Origin of the sequence: Cryobacterium sp. TMT2-17-1, assembly GCF_004402765.1 — a bacterium.
Classification (GTDB): domain Bacteria; phylum Actinomycetota; class Actinomycetes; order Actinomycetales; family Microbacteriaceae; genus Cryobacterium; species Cryobacterium sandaracinum.
In genome coordinates this window covers 38,530-56,299 of the sequence record NZ_SOGC01000009.1, presented here as the reverse complement: position 1 = coordinate 56,299, position 17,770 = coordinate 38,530, and the positions used below count along the sequence as shown (strand labels likewise).

Sequence of the window (17,770 nt, the reverse complement as noted above, 5' to 3'; positions counted from 1 at the left end):
TGGGGCTGGGGCTGGGGCAGGCGCGTGCTCAGGTAGGCGCGTGCTCGGGTAGGCCCGGGCTCAGGCGAGGGACAGGAGCAGCGTCGGCAGCAGCAGGAGTGCGGCGGCGCCGGCTGCAACGAAAAGCACGGCGGAGGGCGTCAGCGGCGCCGGCGGGGTGATCAGGCGGCGAACGCGGGGTGTCACCAGGTCGAACGGATGGTCCGGGCCGTCGGCGAGTTCGACATCCGTTCCCAGCGGGTCCACCTGGTGTGCCGACCCGACCAGTGCGATCGCGGTGGCCAGCGTGCGGTCGTCGACGACCCGCCGGGCCTGGTCGTCGGCGAGCATCTCGACCAGCAGGGCGACCGCGTTCTCGGCGCGGTTCGCGATCGGGAACCACGGCAGTGCGCTGTGCCAGGACTTGAAGGCGAGCAGCACGAGGTGGTGCTGCTGCAACAGGTGGGCGCGCTCGTGTGCGATCACTGCGCGCAATTGGTCGGCATTCAGCAATTGCAGAAGGCCGCGGGAAAGCACGGTCGCCGACCGGGTCGCGCCAGGCAGGCAGTACGCGACCGGGGCGTCGTGTTCGATCACACGGGTGCCGGAGTGGCTCGGCAGAGGGTCGCTGAGCAGTCCGATCAGGTGCCGGTGCCTGCGGTGCTGGCGCCCCGCGCGGGAAAAGGTCGCGGCGAGGTTGAGCAGCAGATGGCTGCCGAGGATCAGCGCCGCGCACAGCAGGAGCACCGAGCCGAACGACGTGCCGGCCGGCAATGTGCCGGTGACGAGATGGCCCGCCAGCGAGCGGATGCCCTCGAACAGGTTCTCGCCGAACGGGATCAACCCGAAGCTGAGCAGCGAGCCGATCATCGAGAGCCCGCCGGCCAGGGCGATGGCCTGCCACAACACCAGGGCGACCGCGGGGGAGCGGGCCGGCCAGTCGGCGGTGGCAAGCCAGATCGGGACCGGACCGGCGAGCAGCACGGCCACGATCATGAGCGCTACGGCCGTGACGAACACGACTTGGCCGCTCTGACGCGTGCTGACTGGAGCAGGGACTGGAGCGGGGACTGGATGCCGGTCACTCGCGACCGAGAGGTACGGTGCCGAGGAGCAGGCGCAAAACGTCGGCCTCCTGCGGGGTGACGTCCCCGATGAACCGGGCGAGGGCCGCCTGCCGGTCAGGAGCAGAGCCGAGCACCTTGTGCATCAGCTCCGCGGTATGTTCCGCCCGGGTCGACACGGCCCGGTAGCGGTGCGGTCGGGTGTCTCGGTCGCGGGTGACGAAGCCCTTGGTCTCGAGGCGGGAGAGCAACGTGAGCACGGTCGTGGTGGCGAGTGGTTTGCGCCTAGCGGTGGCGGTCGTCGGGGTGAGTAGCCGATCCCGGAGATCGTTGGCAGGCAGAGACTCCTTGGCTTCCCACAAAACATCCATCAGCAGTCGTTCCAGCTCTCCCAAACTCCCCATATTGGGGAGTCTAGCGGGCGGCAATCAACTCTTCTACGTCTCGTAGAATAGTGATGTTCTACACAGTGTAGAAAAACCCGATGACGCTGGAGGGCGCATGAACGAGTGGCTGGATCCGTTACTCCTGTCGAGATGGCAATTCGGTCTGACTACCGTCTATCACTTTCTCTTCGTACCGCTCACGATCGGGCTGGCGTTCACGGTCGCGCTCTTCCAGACCGCCTGGGTGCGCACCGACAAGGCCAAGTACCTCGAGCTGACCCACTTCTTCGGCAAGATCTTCCTGATCAACTTCGCCATGGGCGTCGTTACCGGAATCGTGCAGGAGTTCCAGTTCGGAATGAACTGGTCGGACTACTCCCGCTTCGTCGGTGACGTCTTCGGCGCCCCGCTCGCCTTCGAGGGCATCATCGCCTTCTTCCTGGAGGCCACGTTCATCGGACTGTGGATCTTCGGCTGGGACAAGCTGCCCCGCGGCCTGCACCTCGCCACCATCTGGCTGACGACGGCCGGTTCGATCGCCTCGGCCTACTTCATCCTCGCGGCGAACGCGTTCATGCAGAACCCGATCGCGTTCCGCATCAACGAGGAGCGCGGCCGGGCCGAGCTCACCAGTATTGGCGAGCTTTTGACCAACCCGATCGCCCTGGCCTCCTTCCCGCACACGATCTTCGCCTGCTTCATGGTGTCGTCAGGCCTCGTCATCTCGGTGGCCGCCTGGCACCTGCTGCGCAAGCAGCACGAGGAATCCATGCGTCCCGCACTCAAGTTGGGCATGTGGATGATGGTTGTCTCCGGTGCGCTCACCACCTTCTTCGGCGACTCGCTGAGCCTGGCCATGACCGCGGCCCAGCCCATGAAGATGGCGGCGGCCGAGGCGATGTACAAGACAGCGACGGGCGCCGAGGCATCCTTCTCGATCTTCACCCTCGGCACCCCCGACGGCGTCAGCGAATTATTCTCGATTCGTATCCCATACCTTTTGTCGTTCCTGTCGACCCACACCCTCAACGGCACGGTCGAAGGCATCGACAACCTGCAGGCGCAGTATGTGAGCCTGTACGGCCCCGGCGACTACACCCCGACCATCTGGATCACCTACTGGGCCTTCCGCTGGATGATCGGTCTCGGCATCGCCCATATCCTGGTTGCCGTCGTCGGCCTCTGGCTGACCCGCGGCGGGCGCAGCCCCCAGGCCACCTGGGTCTGGAAGATCGCTATCTGGAGCTTCCCGTTCTCGCTTCTCGCCATGAGCGTCGGCTGGATCTTCACCGAGATGGGGCGGCAGCCCTGGCTCGTGTTCGGGCTCCTGCGCACCGAGGACGGCGTATCACCCAACGTCAGCGGCGTCGAGATCCTGATCTCGCTGATCGCGTTCACGCTGATCTACGGCGCCCTCGCTGTCGTCGAATTCAAGTTGATCCTGCAGGCCGTGCGGAAGGGACCTGCCCCGCTGGCGGAACCCGACCCGGTTTCCGGCAAGGTCAAGCCACAGGTCACGGTCTACTAGGAGCGCATGATGGATCTCAACATTCTCTGGTTCTGGATCATCGGTGCACTCTTCATCGGCTACTTCGTTCTCGACGGCTTCGACTTCGGCGTCGGCATGTCGCTGCCCTTCCTGGGCAAGGACGACCTTGACCGCCGGGTCATCATCAACACCATCGGGCCGGTCTGGGACCTCAACGAGACCTGGCTGATCGTGGCCGGCGCAGCACTCTTCGCCGCCTTCCCGGAGTGGTACGCCACCCTGTTCAGCGGGTTCTACCTGGCCCTGCTGGTGATCCTTCTCGCCCTCATCCTGCGCGGGGTGTCATTCGAGTACCGGCACCAACGCCCGGAAGCAACCTGGAAGAAACGCTTCGACCTCATGATCGTGATCGGGTCTGCCGTTCCCGCTCTGCTCTGGGGTGTCGCCTTCTCCAACATCGTGCGGGGCGTGCAGTTGGACGCGGACTTCAACTACATCGGCTCCTTCTTCGACCTGCTCAACCCATACGCCCTCCTGGGCGGGCTCACCACGCTGCTCCTGTTCTTCACCCACGGCGTGGTCTTCATCTCCCTGAAGACCGAGGGGGACATCCGTCAGCGCGCTCAGAGGCTAGCCGTCAAGGCCGGGGTGGCCACCATCGTGGTGGCCGCCTCGTTCCTGGTCTGGACCACCCTTGCCTTCGGCAGCCTGGCCACCGGTGCCTTCGCCGCCCTCGCCGCGGTTGCCCTGATCGGGGCGTTCCTGGCGAACCTGCGGGGCGCCGAAGGCTGGGCCTTCACGCTGATGGCCGCGACGATCGCCCTCGCGGTGCTGACGCTCTTCGCGTCCCTGTTCCCCGACGTGATGCCGGCGAGCAACGATGCAGCCAACAGCCTGACCATCGAGAACGCCTCCTCGACGCCGTACACACTGCAGGTGATGAGCTGGACCGCCCTGTTCGCCATGCCCGTCATCTTCTTGTACCAGGGCTGGACCTACTGGGTTCTGCGCAAGCGGGTCAGCCGCACGACCGTCTCGGCCCACGTAGAGTCCGCCGGACACTAAACGGAATGCGCCCCTTCGATCCTCGGCTCCTCCGATACGCGTCCGCCGCCCGGTGGTTCCTGTCGGTGGGTGCCCTGCTCGGACTGGCGCAGACTGTCACGGTCATCGCGTTCTCCTGGCTGCTGAGCCAGAGCATCACCCTCGCGTTGACGGGGGCCTCTCAGGATTCGCTGGCCTTCACCACGGCCGCCCTTGCGGGCGTGATCGTGGTGCGGGCCGCGCTGGTGTGGCTCCTCGAGGTGGCCGCCACCCGCGGAGCAGCCCAAGTCAAGAGCCAGCTGCGCCGCCAGGTTCTCGACCGCGTCGCCGAGCGCGGCCCGGATTGGCTCAGCGGCCGGGCCAGTGTGGGCGTCTCCACCCTGGCCACCCAGGGGCTGGACGCGCTGGACAACTACTTCGCCCGCTACCTGCCCCAGCTTTTGCTGGCGGCGATCAGCACGCCCCTGCTGATCTTGGTGATGCTCTGGCAGGACCTGCCCAGCGGCATCACAGTCATCGTAGTGCTGCCATTCATCCCCGTCTTCATGGTGCTGATCGGCCAGGCCACCCAGTCCGTGCAGCGGCAGCAGTGGGAGTCCCTGCAGCGGCTGTCGACGGGGTTCCTCGACCTCGTCGGCGGGCTCGGCACGCTCAAAATCTACGGTCGGGAGCGACGCCAGTTCGCCCGGGTGCGCTCCATCACCGAGGACTACCGCGGCCGCACTATGAAGGTGCTGCGGGTCTCCTTCCTCAGCGGGTTCGTGCTCGAACTGGCGGCCAGCCTGTCGGTGGCCCTCGTTGCCGTCTCCATCGGGCTGCGCCTGGTTGACGGAAGCCTCGCACTCGGCGTCGGCCTGTTCGTGCTGCTGCTGGCCCCGGAGGCTTTTCTCCCCGTGCGGCAGGTCGGCGCCCAGTTCCACGCCGCGGCCGACGGTCTGGCGGCGGCCGAGGAGGTCTTCGCCATTCTCGACGACGGTGCCGGGCCCCGGGCCGTGGCGACCCCGGTTGCCTCGACTGCCCCGTCTGGCGCGCGCACCGGAGCAGGCCCCGCGGATACCGGCGTGCTCCGGTTCGAGCAGGTCACGATCCAGCGGGGCACGGATGCCCCCGTGCACAACTTCAGCGCCGTCTTCCGCCCCGGCGAACTCGCCGTGGTCGTGGGCCCGAGCGGCACCGGAAAATCCACGCTGGTGGCCGCCCTGCAGGGATTCGTCCCCTTCGACGGGCGGATCCTGCTGAACGGTGCGGAGCAGACCCCGGGCACACCGCGCCCGTGGCTGGCGTGGGCCGGGCAACGGCCGGGACTGTTCCAGGGAACGATCGCCGACAATCTCGCGCTCGGTGACGCGTCCGTCGATCGGGACACCGTGGCCCGGTCGCTGGAGTGCGCCGGAGCGGGCGATCTGGAGCCGGACACCATACTCGGCATCGCCGGCGAGGGACTCTCCGGCGGACAGGCCCAGCGGGTCGCAGCGGCCCGCGCCATCTACCGCGCTGAGAGCCACGACTGCGCCGTGGTCGTTCTCGACGAGCCCAGTTCGGCGCTGGACGAGGCGGCGGAGGCCTCTCTCGTCGCCGGGCTGCGCCGGCTCACGACCGAGGGGCGGATCGTGATCGTGGTCAGCCACCGGCCTGCCCTGCGGGACGCCGCCGACCAGATCGTTGCCCTGCACGAGGTGGCCCATGTCTGATTCCGGACCCAGCCCGAGCGGGATCGCCGGCCCCCGGCCGGCCGGCCGGGCCGAGGTGCGCGCCGTCCTGCGCCTGGCCCAGCCGCCTGCCCGCCGGTTCGCCCCCGGCCTGGCCGCGGGCGTGCTGAGCGCGGTCTTCGCGGTGGCCCTCCTGGCGTCGTCGGCGTGGCTGATCACCCGAGCCGCCGAGCAACCGCCGGTCATGTTCCTCTCGATGGCGGTCGTCGGGGTGCGTGCGTTCGCCCTCGGCCGGTCTGCGTTCCGCTACCTCGAGCGTCTGGCCAGCCACGACGCCGCATTCCGCCAGCTGGCTGACCTGCGCGTGGGCATCTTCTCCCGGATCCTGCCGCTCTCCCCGGCCGGCCTCGGAGGCACGAGCCGTGGCGACCTGCTCAGTCGCCTCGTGCGCGACGTCGACGACCTGCAGGACTTCCCGCTGCGGGTGGTGCAGCCTCTGGCCACGGCGGGGGTCCTCTTGAGCGTGAGCGTGGTCGGGGTCTGGCTGGTTCTCCCCGCCGCCGGTGTCACGCTGGCGCTGGCGCTCCTCGTTGCCGGTCTGCTCGCCACCGTCACCTCCAGCGCGCTGTCCGCCCGGTCGGAGCGCCAGCTTGCACCCCTCCGCGGAGCCCTCGCCGGCGAGGTGCTCGAGGTGGTGGAGAACCTCGACGTGCTGAGCGCCTTCGGGGCCCTCGATGCCCGCCTGGCCACCCTTGCGGCGGCCGACGACCGGCTGCGCCGGGCCTCCCTGCGCCGGTCGCTGGGCGTGGGCGTGCAGGGAGCCGTGCTGTCACTGTTCGCGGGTCTGGCGACGGTCGCCGCGCTCCAGGTCGGCATTCCGGCCCTCTCCGGGCCGGCTGGCCTCAGCGGACCGGGCTTCGTCGTGGTCGTGCTCGTGCCCATGGCGGTGTTCGAGGTGTTCGGAATGATCCCGCTCGCGCTCGGCGTCTGGCGCCAGGTGCGCTCCAGCGCCGCGCGGGTGGCGACGGCGGTGCCGACCAGCGTCCCCACGGAGATCCCGGCGGAGTCGGTAACCGAGCCGACGGATGCGCCGGCGGATGCGATGTCCACCACGAGCGTCAGCGCCCACCCGGTGCTCGAACTCACCGACGTGGGTGCCCGCTGGCCCGGTTCCGTTACCCCGGCGGTCACGGGCATCACCCTGCGCCTGGCGCCGGGGGACCGCGTGCACCTGGCAGGGCCGAGCGGCGCCGGCAAGACCACCCTGGCCCAGACCCTGGTGCGCTTCCTCGACTACACGGGCTCGTACCGGCTCGACGGCGTCGAGGCGCGCACGCTGGCCCCGGCCGAGGTGCGTCGCCGGGTGGGACTGTGCGAACAGCGTCCCTGGCTCTTCGACGACAGCATCCGTCAGAACCTGCTCTTCGCACGCACGACGGCCACCGACGACGACCTCGAGGCCGTGCTCGCCCGGGTCGGACTGGGGGAGTGGGCCGCCAAGCGTGGGGGCCTCGACGCCCGGGTCGGCGAGCGGGGTGCCCTGGTCTCCGGCGGTCAGGCCCAGCGCATCGCGCTGGCGCGGGCGTTGCTGGCGGATTTCGCGGTGCTCATCGTCGACGAACCCACCGCCAACGTCGACGAGGCGCAAGGCGACGTGCTCGTGCGGGACATCCTGGTCACGGCGGCGGAGGACGGCCGTGCGGTGCTGCTCATCTCACACACGCCGGTGCCGGACGACCTGATCACCGCGAGGGTCGTCGTGCCCGGACCTGCCCGCTGAACTTGACAGCCGAACGAGGGGTCGCCCGACCGAGCGTGCGGTCAGACGACCGGAGGCTCCGGCTGTTCCATGTGTCGCTCCTCGCGGCGGTGCAGCCAGCGTTTGACCAGGAACACGAGCAGCACGAAGAGCGCGATCGCGCCGACGAAGAGGTATCCGGCGAAGTGGAGCCGGTCGGAGAGCTCGCGGTAGCCTTCGGCGGCGGCCGAACCGATCGACACGTAGGCCACCGCCCAGATCACGCAGGCCGGCACGGTCCACTTCATGAAGGTGCGGTAGGGCATCGGGCTCATCCCCACGGTCAGCGGGATCAGCGAGTGCAGCACGGGCAGGAACCGCGACAGGAACACGGCGATGCCGCCGCGCCGTGCCAGGTAGATCTCGGCCCGGGCCCAGTTGCGTTCCCCGAGCCGGCGCCCGAGGCGGCTCATCCGGATCCACGGCCCGAAGTGGCGGCCGAGCGCGAAGCCGATGCTCTCGCCGATCAGGGCTCCGACGATCACCGCGGCGACGAGCCCCAGGAACTCGGCCGTGTTGCTCACCGCGGTGCTCGCCACGATCACGATGGAATCGCCCGGCACGACCAGGCCGACGAGAACGGATGTCTCCAGCAGCATGCCGAGTCCGGCCAGAAGGGTGCGCAGCACCGGATCCACGCTGGAAACCGTATCCAGGATCCAGCTGAGGATATCGTTCACGACCCACAGCCTAAGCCGTGCACCCGCAGCGGGGCTGGGGACCTGCCCTTGCCCCGCGACTGGGGGATACGCTAGCGTCGCTGCAGGGCCGCTCAAGGACGACCGGCCCACGTTCGATCCAGTCTGAGGGACCCTCATGAAACAGAATCGGAATATTCGTCTCGCCGCCATCGGCACGGCCGTGGCCCTGTCGGTCAGCGTCGGGCTGCCCGCCTACGCCGATAACGGAACGGACACCGGCGCGCTGCGCGAAGCCGTTACGGCAGCCGGAATCATCGACCACCTGGAGAAGTTCCAGGAGATCGCGGACGCCAACGGCGGCACGCGTGCGTCCGGCACGCCGGGGTACGAGGCATCCGCCGTCTACGTCGAAGAGCGGCTCAAGGCCGCGGGCTACACGCCGATCCGTCAGGCCTACTCCTATGAGCAGTTCGTGCTGAACGCGGAGTCGTTCGCGCAGTTCACGCCCACCCCCACCACCTACGCTGCCGGCACCGACTTTGCCACGATGAGCTACTCCGGCTCCGGCACGGTCTCGGCGGCGGTACAGGCGGTCGACATCAACCTGGTCGGCGACCGGGCCTCGACCAGCGGCTGTGAAGCCGCGGACTTCGCGGGCTTCACGGCCGGGAACGTCGCCCTGATCCAACGCGGCACCTGCACCTTCCGGGTCAAGGCCGACAATGCGATCGCGGCCGGCGCCGCCGGCGTGATCATCTTCAACCAAGGCAACGCCGACGACCGCCTCGGTATCGTCAACGGCACTCTGGACGCCCCGCAGACCGCCGTTCCGGTCATCGGAACGACCTTCGCGCTCGGCGCGGCTCTGGCCGGGCAGCCTGCCCCGACCGTGCGGCTGGCCGTGGATGCTGAGGTCACCGTCACTGAATCCTTCAACATCCTGGCCGATTCGGCCGGTCGCGCGGACCGTACGGTCGTGGCCGGAGCGCACCTCGACTCCGTCGCCGAGGGCGCGGGAATCAACGACAACGGCAGCGGCAGCGCCGCCATCCTGGAAACCGCCATCCAGCTCGCCGCCTCCGGCAACGCACCCACCAACCGGGTGCGGTTCGCGTTTTGGGGCAGTGAGGAGGATGGACTGGTCGGCTCCGAGTACTACGTGTCACAGCTGACGAAACGCCAGATCAAGGCGCATGCCGTCAACCTGAACTTCGACATGGTCGCGTCGCCGAACTTTGTGCGCTTCGTCTACGACGGTGACGGCTCGTCCTTCGGCACCACCGGCCCGAACGGGTCGGCGCTGGTCGAGAAGGTCTTCCTGGACTACTTCGCCTCGCAGGGGCTGGCCGTAGAACCCACCGAGTTCGACGGTCGGTCCGACTACTTCGGGTTCATCGAGAACGGCATTCCCGCCGGCGGGCTCTTCACCGGTGCGGAAGACCTGATGACGGAGGCTGAGGCGGTCACCTACGGTGGCGTCGCCGGCGCACCGTACGACGCCTGCTACCACGCCGCATGCGACGACATCACGAACATCAATGCGGAAGTGCTGGAGCAGATGGCCGATGCCATCGCCCACACGACGATGACGTTCGGCGAGACCACCTCCGCGGTCAACGGCACGACTAGGGGCGGCGGCTCCGGCTCGACGGGGCTCCAGTTCAAGGGCAGCCTCGCTGTGAAGTAGCCACGCTGCAGCACCTGACGGAGAAAGGTGGGGACGCCGCCCGCGGGCGGCGTCCCCACTGCGTCCCCGGTGGGGTCGTGGGTGCGGTCCCGGCACCCAGATGAGTGGGTCCGAACGAATTCGACGGAGATTTTGCCCGGATCGGGCGCAGACACACGGGAAAAGCCGTTTTTCCGGAGAATCTCCGTCGAATTCGTTCGAGACACGGCACCGAGTTCGGCAAGCGTGCGGCCGGGGCGGCAGATCGCTGCACTCCGGGGAGAATCAGGGCACCTAGGCTGGGAGTGTGACCGGGCCGACTCAGAGCATCCTCCTGCCCGAGTGGTGGGATCCGGCCCGCGTCTTCGACACCCTCTACCGCAACAGCCCGTACGCGTTCTGGTTGGATGCCGGCAACGGCGCCGAAACCGGCCTCAGCTATCTTGGGTCTGCGTCGCCCGGGTCCCGGTTCGTCACCGCCTCGGTGCCGGAGGGGACCGTGACGGTCTCGGTCGCCGGCGATCCGTCCGTGCCGGGCCACCTCTCACCCGGGACGATCTTCGAGTTCCTGCGAGCGGAGCCGGCCGGCTTCCCCGACGATGCCACCGAGGATACCGGCACCGACGATACCGGCGGCTTTCGGCTGGGCTGGGTGGGCTGGCTCGGTTACGAACTCGGCGCCCAGACCCTCGGCACGCCCGTGCACGACTCCCACTACCCGGATGCCGCCCTGCTCGAGGTGCACCAAGTGCTGGTGTTCGATCACGCGGCACGCACGGTCAGGGCGCTCGCTCGCCGCGCTTCCGGCGACGCGACGGATGCCCCGCAGGTGTGGGCCGATGCCGTGCTCAAGGCTCTCGCCACGTCGGAGCCGCCGCCCGCAGCATCCGCGACCCGGCCGGTCACGTGGCCTGTCGGCCCCGCTGCCGGCCCCGTTGCCGCTGCCGGCGCAGCCCGGTGGCGGCACGACGTGCACCACTACGCCGAGCTGATCGAGGAATGCCAGGCGTTCATCCGGGCCGGTGACGCCTATCAGCTCTGCCTCACCAACGAGATCCTGGTCGACGTGCGGCCGCATCCGGTCGACGCCTACCTGGCGTTGCGCGCCGGCAGCCCCAGCCACCACGGCGGGCTGCTGCGTTTCGGGGACACCGCCCTGCTCAGCGCCTCCCCGGAACAGTTCCTGACCGTGACCCCGGGCGGCCTGATCACCACGAAACCGATCAAGGGCACTCGGGCGCGCTCCCGGATGGCCGACCGGGACCGCGAGCTCCGCGACGAGCTCGAGGGCAGCGACAAAGAGCGCGCCGAGAACCTGATGATCGTCGACCTGATGCGCAACGACCTCGGCCGGATCGCCGAGCTCGGCAGCGTGCAGGTCACGAACTTGCTCGCCGTGGAGAGTTACGCGCACGTGCACCAGCTGGTCAGCACGGTCGAGGCGCGCCTGGCCGCGGGGCTGACCGGGGTGGATGCCGTTGCGTCCTGCTTCCCCGCCGGGTCCATGACCGGGGCACCCAAGATCAGTGCGATGACCATCCTCGACGCCCTCGAGTGCGGACCGCGCGGGCTCTACGCCGGGGCCTTCGGCTATCTGGGGCGAAACGGCGCGGTCGACCTGGCCATGGTCATCCGCAGCATCGTGCTCAGTCCGGACGGGGCCTCCATCGGCACGGGCGGCGGCATCACAGCGCTGTCCGATCCGCTGGAGGAGATCGAGGAAACCCGGCTGAAAGCGGCGGCGCTCCTGGCCGTCCTCGGCGTTCCTCGATCCGGAGCCGCCACGGGCCGGGGCCAGGTTTAGTAACCTAAGAGCTTGGACGCCGCCTCCGCGCGGCCCTGTGCCTGCTGGCGCAATCCCCACTGCAACGAAGAGAGTCACGTGGCACACGAGTACGACCACACCCGCACCGGCCAGGACAGCGAAGAAAAAGTTTACGATTTCGCCGCCATCCAGGCGAAGTGGCAGCCGATCTGGGAAGAGCTCGACCCCTTCCGCACGAACGATCCCGACGACGTTCGTCCGCGCAAGTACGTGCTCGACATGTTCCCGTATCCCTCCGGCGACCTGCACATGGGCCACGCCGAGGTCTACGCGCTCGGCGACATCGTCGCCCGGTACTGGCGTCAGCAGGGCTTCAACGTGCTACACCCCATCGGCTGGGACTCCTTCGGGCTGCCCGCGGAGAACGCCGCGATCAAGCGCGGCATCGACCCGCGCGGCTGGACCTACGACAACATTGCGCAGCAGAAGAAGAGCATGAAGCTCTACGCGGCATCCTTCGACTGGTCCCGCGAGCTGCACACCAGCGACCCCGAATACTACAAGTGGAACCAGTGGCTGTTCCTGCAGCTGTACAAGAAGGGCCTCGCCTACCGCAAGGACAGCTGGGTGAACTGGGACCCGGTAGACCAGACCGTCCTCGCCAACGAGCAGGTGCTCGCCGACGGCACCTCGGAGCGCAGCGGCGCCGTGGTGGTCAAGAAGAAGCTCACCCAGTGGTACTTCAAGATCACCGACTATGCGGACCGCCTGCTCGACGACCTGAATCAGCTCGAGGGCACCTGGCCGGCGAAGGTGCTCAACATGCAGCGCAACTGGATCGGCCGCTCCATCGGCGCCGACGTGGACTTCGTGATCGAAGGCCGCGAGGAGCGCATCAGCGTCTTCACGACCCGCCCCGACACCCTCTACGGAGCGACCTTCATGGTCGTCGCCCCCGACGCGGACCTCGCCGTCGAGCTGGTCGCGGATGCCTCGCCCACCGTCAAGGAACGGTTCCAGGAATACCTGGTACAGGTTCAGAACAGCACCGAGATCGAGCGTCAGGCCACCGACCGGGAGAAGACCGGCGTGTTTCTCGAGCGCTACGCGGTCAACCCGGCCAACGGCGAACGCCTGCCGATCTGGGTCGCGGACTACGTGCTCGCCGACTACGGCCACGGTGCCGTGATGGCGGTGCCGGCCCACGACCAGCGCGACCTCGACTTCGCCCGCCGTTTCGACCTGCCCGTGGTCGTGGTCGTCGACACGACCGCCGCGGTCACCGGCATGATCCCCGTGATCACGCAGGACATGATCGACGGCACCGAGGAGCTCACCTCCCTCGACCCGGCTCGCACTGGCATCGCACTGACCGGGGAAGGCCGCCTGATCAACTCGGGCGCGCTCAACGGCCTTAGCAAGAACACCGCGATCAAGCGCATGATCGAGCAGTTGGCCGCCGACGGTACCGGCCGCGCCGCCAAGAACTACCGTCTGCGTGACTGGCTCATCTCCCGTCAACGCTACTGGGGCACGCCGATTCCGATCATCCACGGCCAGGACGGCGCCGAGATCCCCGTGCCGGAAGACCAGCTTCCCGTGTTGCTGCCGCCCACCGACGGCCTCGACCTCAAGCCCAAGGGCACGTCGCCGCTGGGCGGCGCGGCCGACTGGGTCAACGTGCCCAACCCGATCGACGGCACCCCCGCACGCCGCGACGCGGACACCATGGACACCTTCGTCGACAGCTCCTGGTATTTCCTGCGCTTCCTGAACCCCACCGACGACACGAAGGCGTTCGACCCGAAGGAAGCCGAGAAGTGGGCGCCCGTCGACCAGTATGTCGGTGGCGTCGAGCACGCCATCCTGCACCTGCTCTACGCGCGCTTCATGACCAAGGTGCTTTTCGACCTCGGCTATGTCAGCTTCACCGAGCCGTTCACGGCTCTGCTGAACCAGGGCATGGTCATCCTTGACGGGGCCAAGATGTCCAAGAGCAAGGGCAACCTGGTCTACTTCACCGAGGAGGTCGACCAGTTCGGCGTCGACGCGGTACGGCTCACCATGGCTTTCGCCGGACCGCCGGAAGACGATATCGACTGGGCGGATGTCTCGCCGGTCGGCTCCGCCAAGTTTCTGGCCCGCGCCTGGCGCGTCGCCCGCGACGTCACGAGTACGCCCGACATCGATTGGAGGTCCGGCGACGCCGGTCTCCGCCGGGTCACCCACCGCTTCCTGGCCGATGCGCCCGGCCTGGTCGAATCGTTCAAGTTCAACGTGGTCGTCGCCCGACTGATGGAACTCGTCAACGCCACTCGCAAGGTGATCGACACCGGCGTCGGCCCCGCGGATGCCGCGGTGCGCGAGGCCGCGGAGGTCACCGCCATGGTGCTCAACCTGTTTGCTCCGTACGCGGCCGAGGATATGTGGCAGCTCCTCGGCCATGAGCCGTGTGTCGCTCTCGTGCAGTGGCGCAAGGCCGACCGAACCCTGCTCGTGGAGGAGTCGGTCACGGCCGTCGTGCAGGTCGACGGCAAGGTGCGCGACCGCATCGAGGTGTCCCCGAAGATCTCCGGCGACGAGCTGGAACGCCTCGCACGTACCTCGGCCGAGGTCATCCGCCGGATCGGTGACCGCGAGATCATGAACGTGATCGTGCGCGCGCCGAAACTCGTCAGCATCGTCACCCGCGGCCAGTAGCACCGCCTGCCTCGCCTCCCCAGGGCGACATCTCGCGGCGCCGCCCACAGGGTACGGCCGTCCGCTGGGGGACCGGCACCCGTCGGCTTAGCCTGCGGGGATGGAGCCTGACCCGGTAATCGCGGCACTCGACCGCCTGGCCCCGAGCGCGCAGGGGCGCGCCCCTGCGCGCGTGCGCATCGGGGTGGGCGCAGCCGTCGTGCTGTTGATATTGGCGTTGGCCACCGCGGTAATCGTGTCCGCGCTCGGTCAGCAGGCCGGGCACCAGGTGGTGTCCCCGGCGCACCCGACCGCGGGTTCGGGTTCCGGTGGAGCCGACAGCGGCCTGGCCCCGAGTTCCTCGGGGGCAGCCTCGGCATCCGGTGCCCTCATCTTCGTTCATGTGCTCGGCGCCGTGCGGCGTCCCGGTCTCTTCGAACTCTCCACCGGCGCCCGGGTGATGGATGCCGTGGCCGCCGCCGGCGGGCTGACCGAGACCGCCGATCCGGCCGGCACCAATCTCGCTCGCAAGGTCAGCGACGGCGAGCAGCTCTACCTGCCCCAGCTCGGTGAAGTCCCCGCGGGACCGCCGCCGGGCAGCGGTGCATCCCTCGGCGGCGCATCCGACCCAGGTGGCGGCGGCCCGGCGGTCCTGGTCAACCTCAACACGGCCAGCCTGGCCGACCTCGACACCCTGCCGCGCATCGGCCCGGCCATGGCCCAGCGCATTCTGGATTTCCGCGACGCCAACGGGCCGTTCGCGGCCGTCGAGGACCTGCGCAATGTCACCGGTATCGGTGAGAAGACGTTCGAGGGGCTCAAAGCCTTGATCACCGTGTGAGAGTGGCCGTGAACGGAGGGTGCCTGAAGTCCTGACGCATCGGTGCGGCGAGCGTATCCGGTGCTTGAAAACTGACCGACTGGCGGCAATGGGCGCTGTCGGCGGCCTGCTCGCGGGCTGAAGCGTGTCGTTTTTGACGAGCCGCTCCGTCGCCGCGGACCGGCGGCGAGGTCACCGGGCACGCCTCCACACCCCCGGTCCCGCGTCAACCGGGCACAGATTCCGGTGGCCACCGGGGGGAGCCGCGGGCGCACCTAGCCTCCCGATATGGATTTTACGCGCGACATCGTAGCTCGCCGCCCGGATCACGGCATGACCGGGCTCGACCTGCGCCTGGTTTTCCCCGCGGCGACCGCCTGGCTGGCGGCCTGGTTGCTCATCGCCTTCCCCGGGTGGGCACCCGGCGCTCAGGCCGCGTTATGGGCCGCCGCCCTGGGCGTGGGTCTGGTTGTGGCGCGTCGACTGGTCCGCGCCCGGGGGGTGTCGGCCTGGGGTGTCGGCCTGGTCTGTTGCGCTGCGGCCGCGCTGATGGCATCCGCGGTCACGGTCGCTGCGCCCGGGCGGCTGCCGGAAACCGTGCGGGAGAGCGCCGCCCGGCAGGAGTCAGTGACCGTGCTCCTCACGGTGGCGTCAATCCCGGTGCAGACCCAGTCGTTCGGTGCTCCCGCACTCTTCGGCCCGGCTGGCTCTGACTCCGGAGCGTCCGCCCGGGTGCGCTTCCGCGGCACCCTGACCGGGATCGAGCAGGGCGAGGTCGCCCGGAAGGGTGCTGGGCGGGGTCTGTCGGTTCCGGTGGTCGTGTTCGCGGAGACTGCGAGCGGACAGACGACCGCGCTTCAGATCGGCAGTGTCGTGCGGCTGGACGCCACCCTTCGGCTCACGGCGGCCGGGGATGCGGCATCCGCCCTGGTGTTTGGGCGTGGTCCGCCCGAGCTCCTCGTGACACCACCCTGGTGGCTCGGCTGGGCCGGGGAACTGCGCACCCTGTTCACGACCGCCGCGGGCGATCTGCCCGGCGACGGCGGTGACCTGCTGCCCGGCTTGGCCATTGGTGACACGAGCTCGGTCGAGTCAGACCTCGACGCGGCCATGAAGACGAGTTCGCTGAGCCACCTCACGGCAGTGTCTGGAGCGAACTGCGCCGTGGTGATCGCGGGCGTCATGCTGCTGACCGGGTTTCTGGGACTGCGCCGCGGCATCCGGATCGCGATCTCGCTCCTCACCCTTCTCGGGTTCGTGGTGCTCGTGACGCCCGAACCCAGTGTGCTGCGTGCCGCTCTGATGGCGACGATCCTGCTGCTCGGGATTGCCTCCGGTCGGCCGGGCCGAGGTGTGCCGTTGCTCGCACTCGTCGTGATCCTACTGCTGGCGGCCGACCCATGGCTGGCCCGCAGTTACGGGTTCGCTTTGTCGGTTCTGGCCACGGCCGGCCTACTCGTGCTGGCCGGGCCGCTGACCCGAATGCTGCATCGGTGGCTGCCCACCTGGCTCGCCGCCGTGATCGCCATCCCGCTGGCCGCGCAGCTGGCCTGTCAGCCGGTGCTCGTTCTGCTCACTCCCACCCTCCCGCTCTACGGGGTGCCCGCGAATCTGCTGGCCGGTCCGGCAGCCCCGGCCGCCACCGTCATCGGTCTGATCGCGTGCCTGCTCTTGCCCTGGCTGCCCGGTGTCGCCGGGGGAGTGCTCTACCTGGCCTGGCTGCCGGCCGCCTGGATCGCGGCGATCGCCCGAACATCCGCAGAGCTGCCCGGCAGCCGCCTACCCTGGCTGGGCGGCCCGCTCGGTGTTCTCGTGACCGTTCTACTGACGGTGGCCGCGGTGGCGCTGGTGATGCGGGGCCGGGGGCAGGTTCGGGCGCGCTGGCCGATCGCGGCGATCGCGGTGCTGGTTCTCGCCGCCGGAAGCTACGCGGGCAGCCTGATCGGGGCAGGCGTCGGCCGGGCCGTGGCCTTCCCCGCGGACTGGCAGATCGCGGCCTGCGACATCGGGCAGGGTGATGCGGTCGTCGTGCGCGACCGCGACCGGTACGCGCTCGTCGACGTGGGGCCCGACCCGGCCCTGCTCGCCGACTGCCTCGACACGCTGGGGATCGACCGAATCGACATCCTCGTGCTGACCCACTACGACCTGGACCACATCGGCGGGGTCGCCGCCGTGATCGGCCGCGTCGACACGGCGCTGGTCGGCATCCCGGAGAACGCCGACGATGAGCGACTGCACGATGCCCTCGCCGCGGGCGGTGCCGAACTGCGGGGCGCTGCCCGCGGCGACACGGGCACCCTCGGGGAGCTGCGCTGGGAGATCCTCTGGCCGGTGCGGGGCTCAGCGGTGATGCAGACCGGAAACGAGGGGAGCGTGACGATCGGATTCGACGGTCGCGGCATCCGTTCCCTGTTCCTCGGGGATCTCGGCGAGGAATCCCAGGACGCGCTCAGGCGCAGCTCCAGCCCGGGCGAGGTGGATGTCGTCAAGGTCGCCCACCACGGGTCGGCAGACCAAAGCCCGGAGCTCTATGCCGATCTTCGGGCAACGGTGGGGCTGATTTCGGTAGGCAGGGAGAACGGCTACGGCCATCCCACCGACACGGTCCTGGACATTCTTGCGGCCGCGGGCACACTGCCCCTCCGCACCGACCAGCAGGGACTGCTGGTGATCGCTCCGGGGCCAGGTGGTGGTGCGCTGACGGTCTGGAGCGAGACCGTGCGGAGCGAGACCGTGCCGGACACCGACCCCGGATAGTCTTAATGGATTCCGCACAGCCTCAATCGA

12 protein-coding genes are annotated in these 17,770 nt (G+C 68.9%); 9 read left to right on the top strand and 3 right to left on the bottom strand.

Annotation, left to right across the window (positions count from 1 at the left end; genetic code table 11):
- Positions 1–60: 60 nt before the first annotated feature.
- Positions 61–999 carry a M56 family metallopeptidase gene (locus tag E3O47_RS01645; protein WP_104100016.1) on the bottom strand — a complete coding sequence of 313 codons (939 nt, stop codon included), beginning with the start codon at positions 997–999 and terminating at the stop codon, positions 61–63.
- A gap of 61 nt (positions 1,000–1,060) precedes the next feature.
- Positions 1,061–1,447, bottom strand: coding sequence for a BlaI/MecI/CopY family transcriptional regulator (locus E3O47_RS01640; RefSeq protein WP_134419382.1), 387 nt, complete (start codon positions 1,445–1,447; stop codon positions 1,061–1,063).
- Between the two features lie 97 nt (positions 1,448–1,544).
- Between E3O47_RS01640 and E3O47_RS01635 the strand changes: the two genes are divergently transcribed.
- From E3O47_RS01635 to cydC, 4 genes are read left to right on the top strand one after another with little or no spacing between them, the layout of a single operon-like run.
- Positions 1,545–2,957 carry a cytochrome ubiquinol oxidase subunit I gene (locus E3O47_RS01635; protein WP_134343360.1) on the top strand — a complete coding sequence of 471 codons (1,413 nt, stop codon included), beginning with the start codon at positions 1,545–1,547 and terminating at the stop codon, positions 2,955–2,957.
- Positions 2,958–2,966: 9 nt separating this feature from the next.
- The gene (gene cydB / locus E3O47_RS01630; RefSeq protein ID WP_104100013.1) at positions 2,967–3,983 is read left to right on the top strand and encodes a cytochrome d ubiquinol oxidase subunit II; all 1,017 of its coding nucleotides are present in this window, start codon (positions 2,967–2,969) and stop codon (positions 3,981–3,983) included.
- Between the two features lie 5 nt (positions 3,984–3,988).
- Entirely contained in the window at positions 3,989–5,653 is a 1,665-nt protein-coding gene (cydD, locus tag E3O47_RS01625) for a thiol reductant ABC exporter subunit CydD (protein ID WP_134419380.1), read from the top strand.
- A complete protein-coding gene (gene cydC, locus E3O47_RS01620; RefSeq protein WP_134419379.1) occupies positions 5,646–7,391 on the top strand; it encodes a thiol reductant ABC exporter subunit CydC in 1,746 nt (581 codons plus the stop codon). Before cydD ends, cydC begins: the two co-directional genes overlap by 8 nt.
- 41 nt (positions 7,392–7,432) lie before the next feature.
- Here cydC and E3O47_RS01615 read toward each other — a convergent pair whose 3' ends face one another.
- Positions 7,433–8,089, bottom strand: a complete 657-nt coding sequence (locus E3O47_RS01615) for a DedA family protein (protein ID WP_104100010.1) — start codon at positions 8,087–8,089, stop codon at positions 7,433–7,435.
- A 136-nt stretch (positions 8,090–8,225) separates the two neighbouring features.
- Here E3O47_RS01615 and E3O47_RS01610 point away from each other — a divergent pair, with 136 nt between their 5' ends.
- The 5 genes from E3O47_RS01610 to E3O47_RS01590 all read left to right on the top strand — a co-directional run bounded on the left by E3O47_RS01610 (position 8,226) and on the right by E3O47_RS01590 (position 17,740).
- Positions 8,226–9,737, top strand: coding sequence for a M20/M25/M40 family metallo-hydrolase (locus tag E3O47_RS01610; protein WP_134343364.1), 1,512 nt, complete (start codon positions 8,226–8,228; stop codon positions 9,735–9,737).
- Positions 9,738–10,023: 286 nt separating this feature from the next.
- Positions 10,024–11,520, top strand: a complete 1,497-nt coding sequence (locus E3O47_RS01605; RefSeq protein ID WP_134419378.1) for an anthranilate synthase component I family protein — start codon at positions 10,024–10,026, stop codon at positions 11,518–11,520.
- A gap of 78 nt (positions 11,521–11,598) precedes the next feature.
- Positions 11,599–14,181: a leucine--tRNA ligase gene (gene leuS / locus E3O47_RS01600; protein ID WP_134419377.1), complete on the top strand. Its 2,583-nt coding sequence runs from the start codon at positions 11,599–11,601 to the stop codon at positions 14,179–14,181.
- Positions 14,182–14,281: 100 nt separating this feature from the next.
- Entirely contained in the window at positions 14,282–15,001 is a 720-nt protein-coding gene (locus E3O47_RS01595) for a helix-hairpin-helix domain-containing protein (RefSeq protein WP_134419376.1), read from the top strand.
- A gap of 267 nt (positions 15,002–15,268) precedes the next feature.
- Positions 15,269–17,740, top strand: coding sequence for a ComEC/Rec2 family competence protein (locus E3O47_RS01590; RefSeq protein ID WP_134419374.1), 2,472 nt, complete (start codon positions 15,269–15,271; stop codon positions 17,738–17,740).
- Positions 17,741–17,770 lie beyond the last annotated feature (30 nt).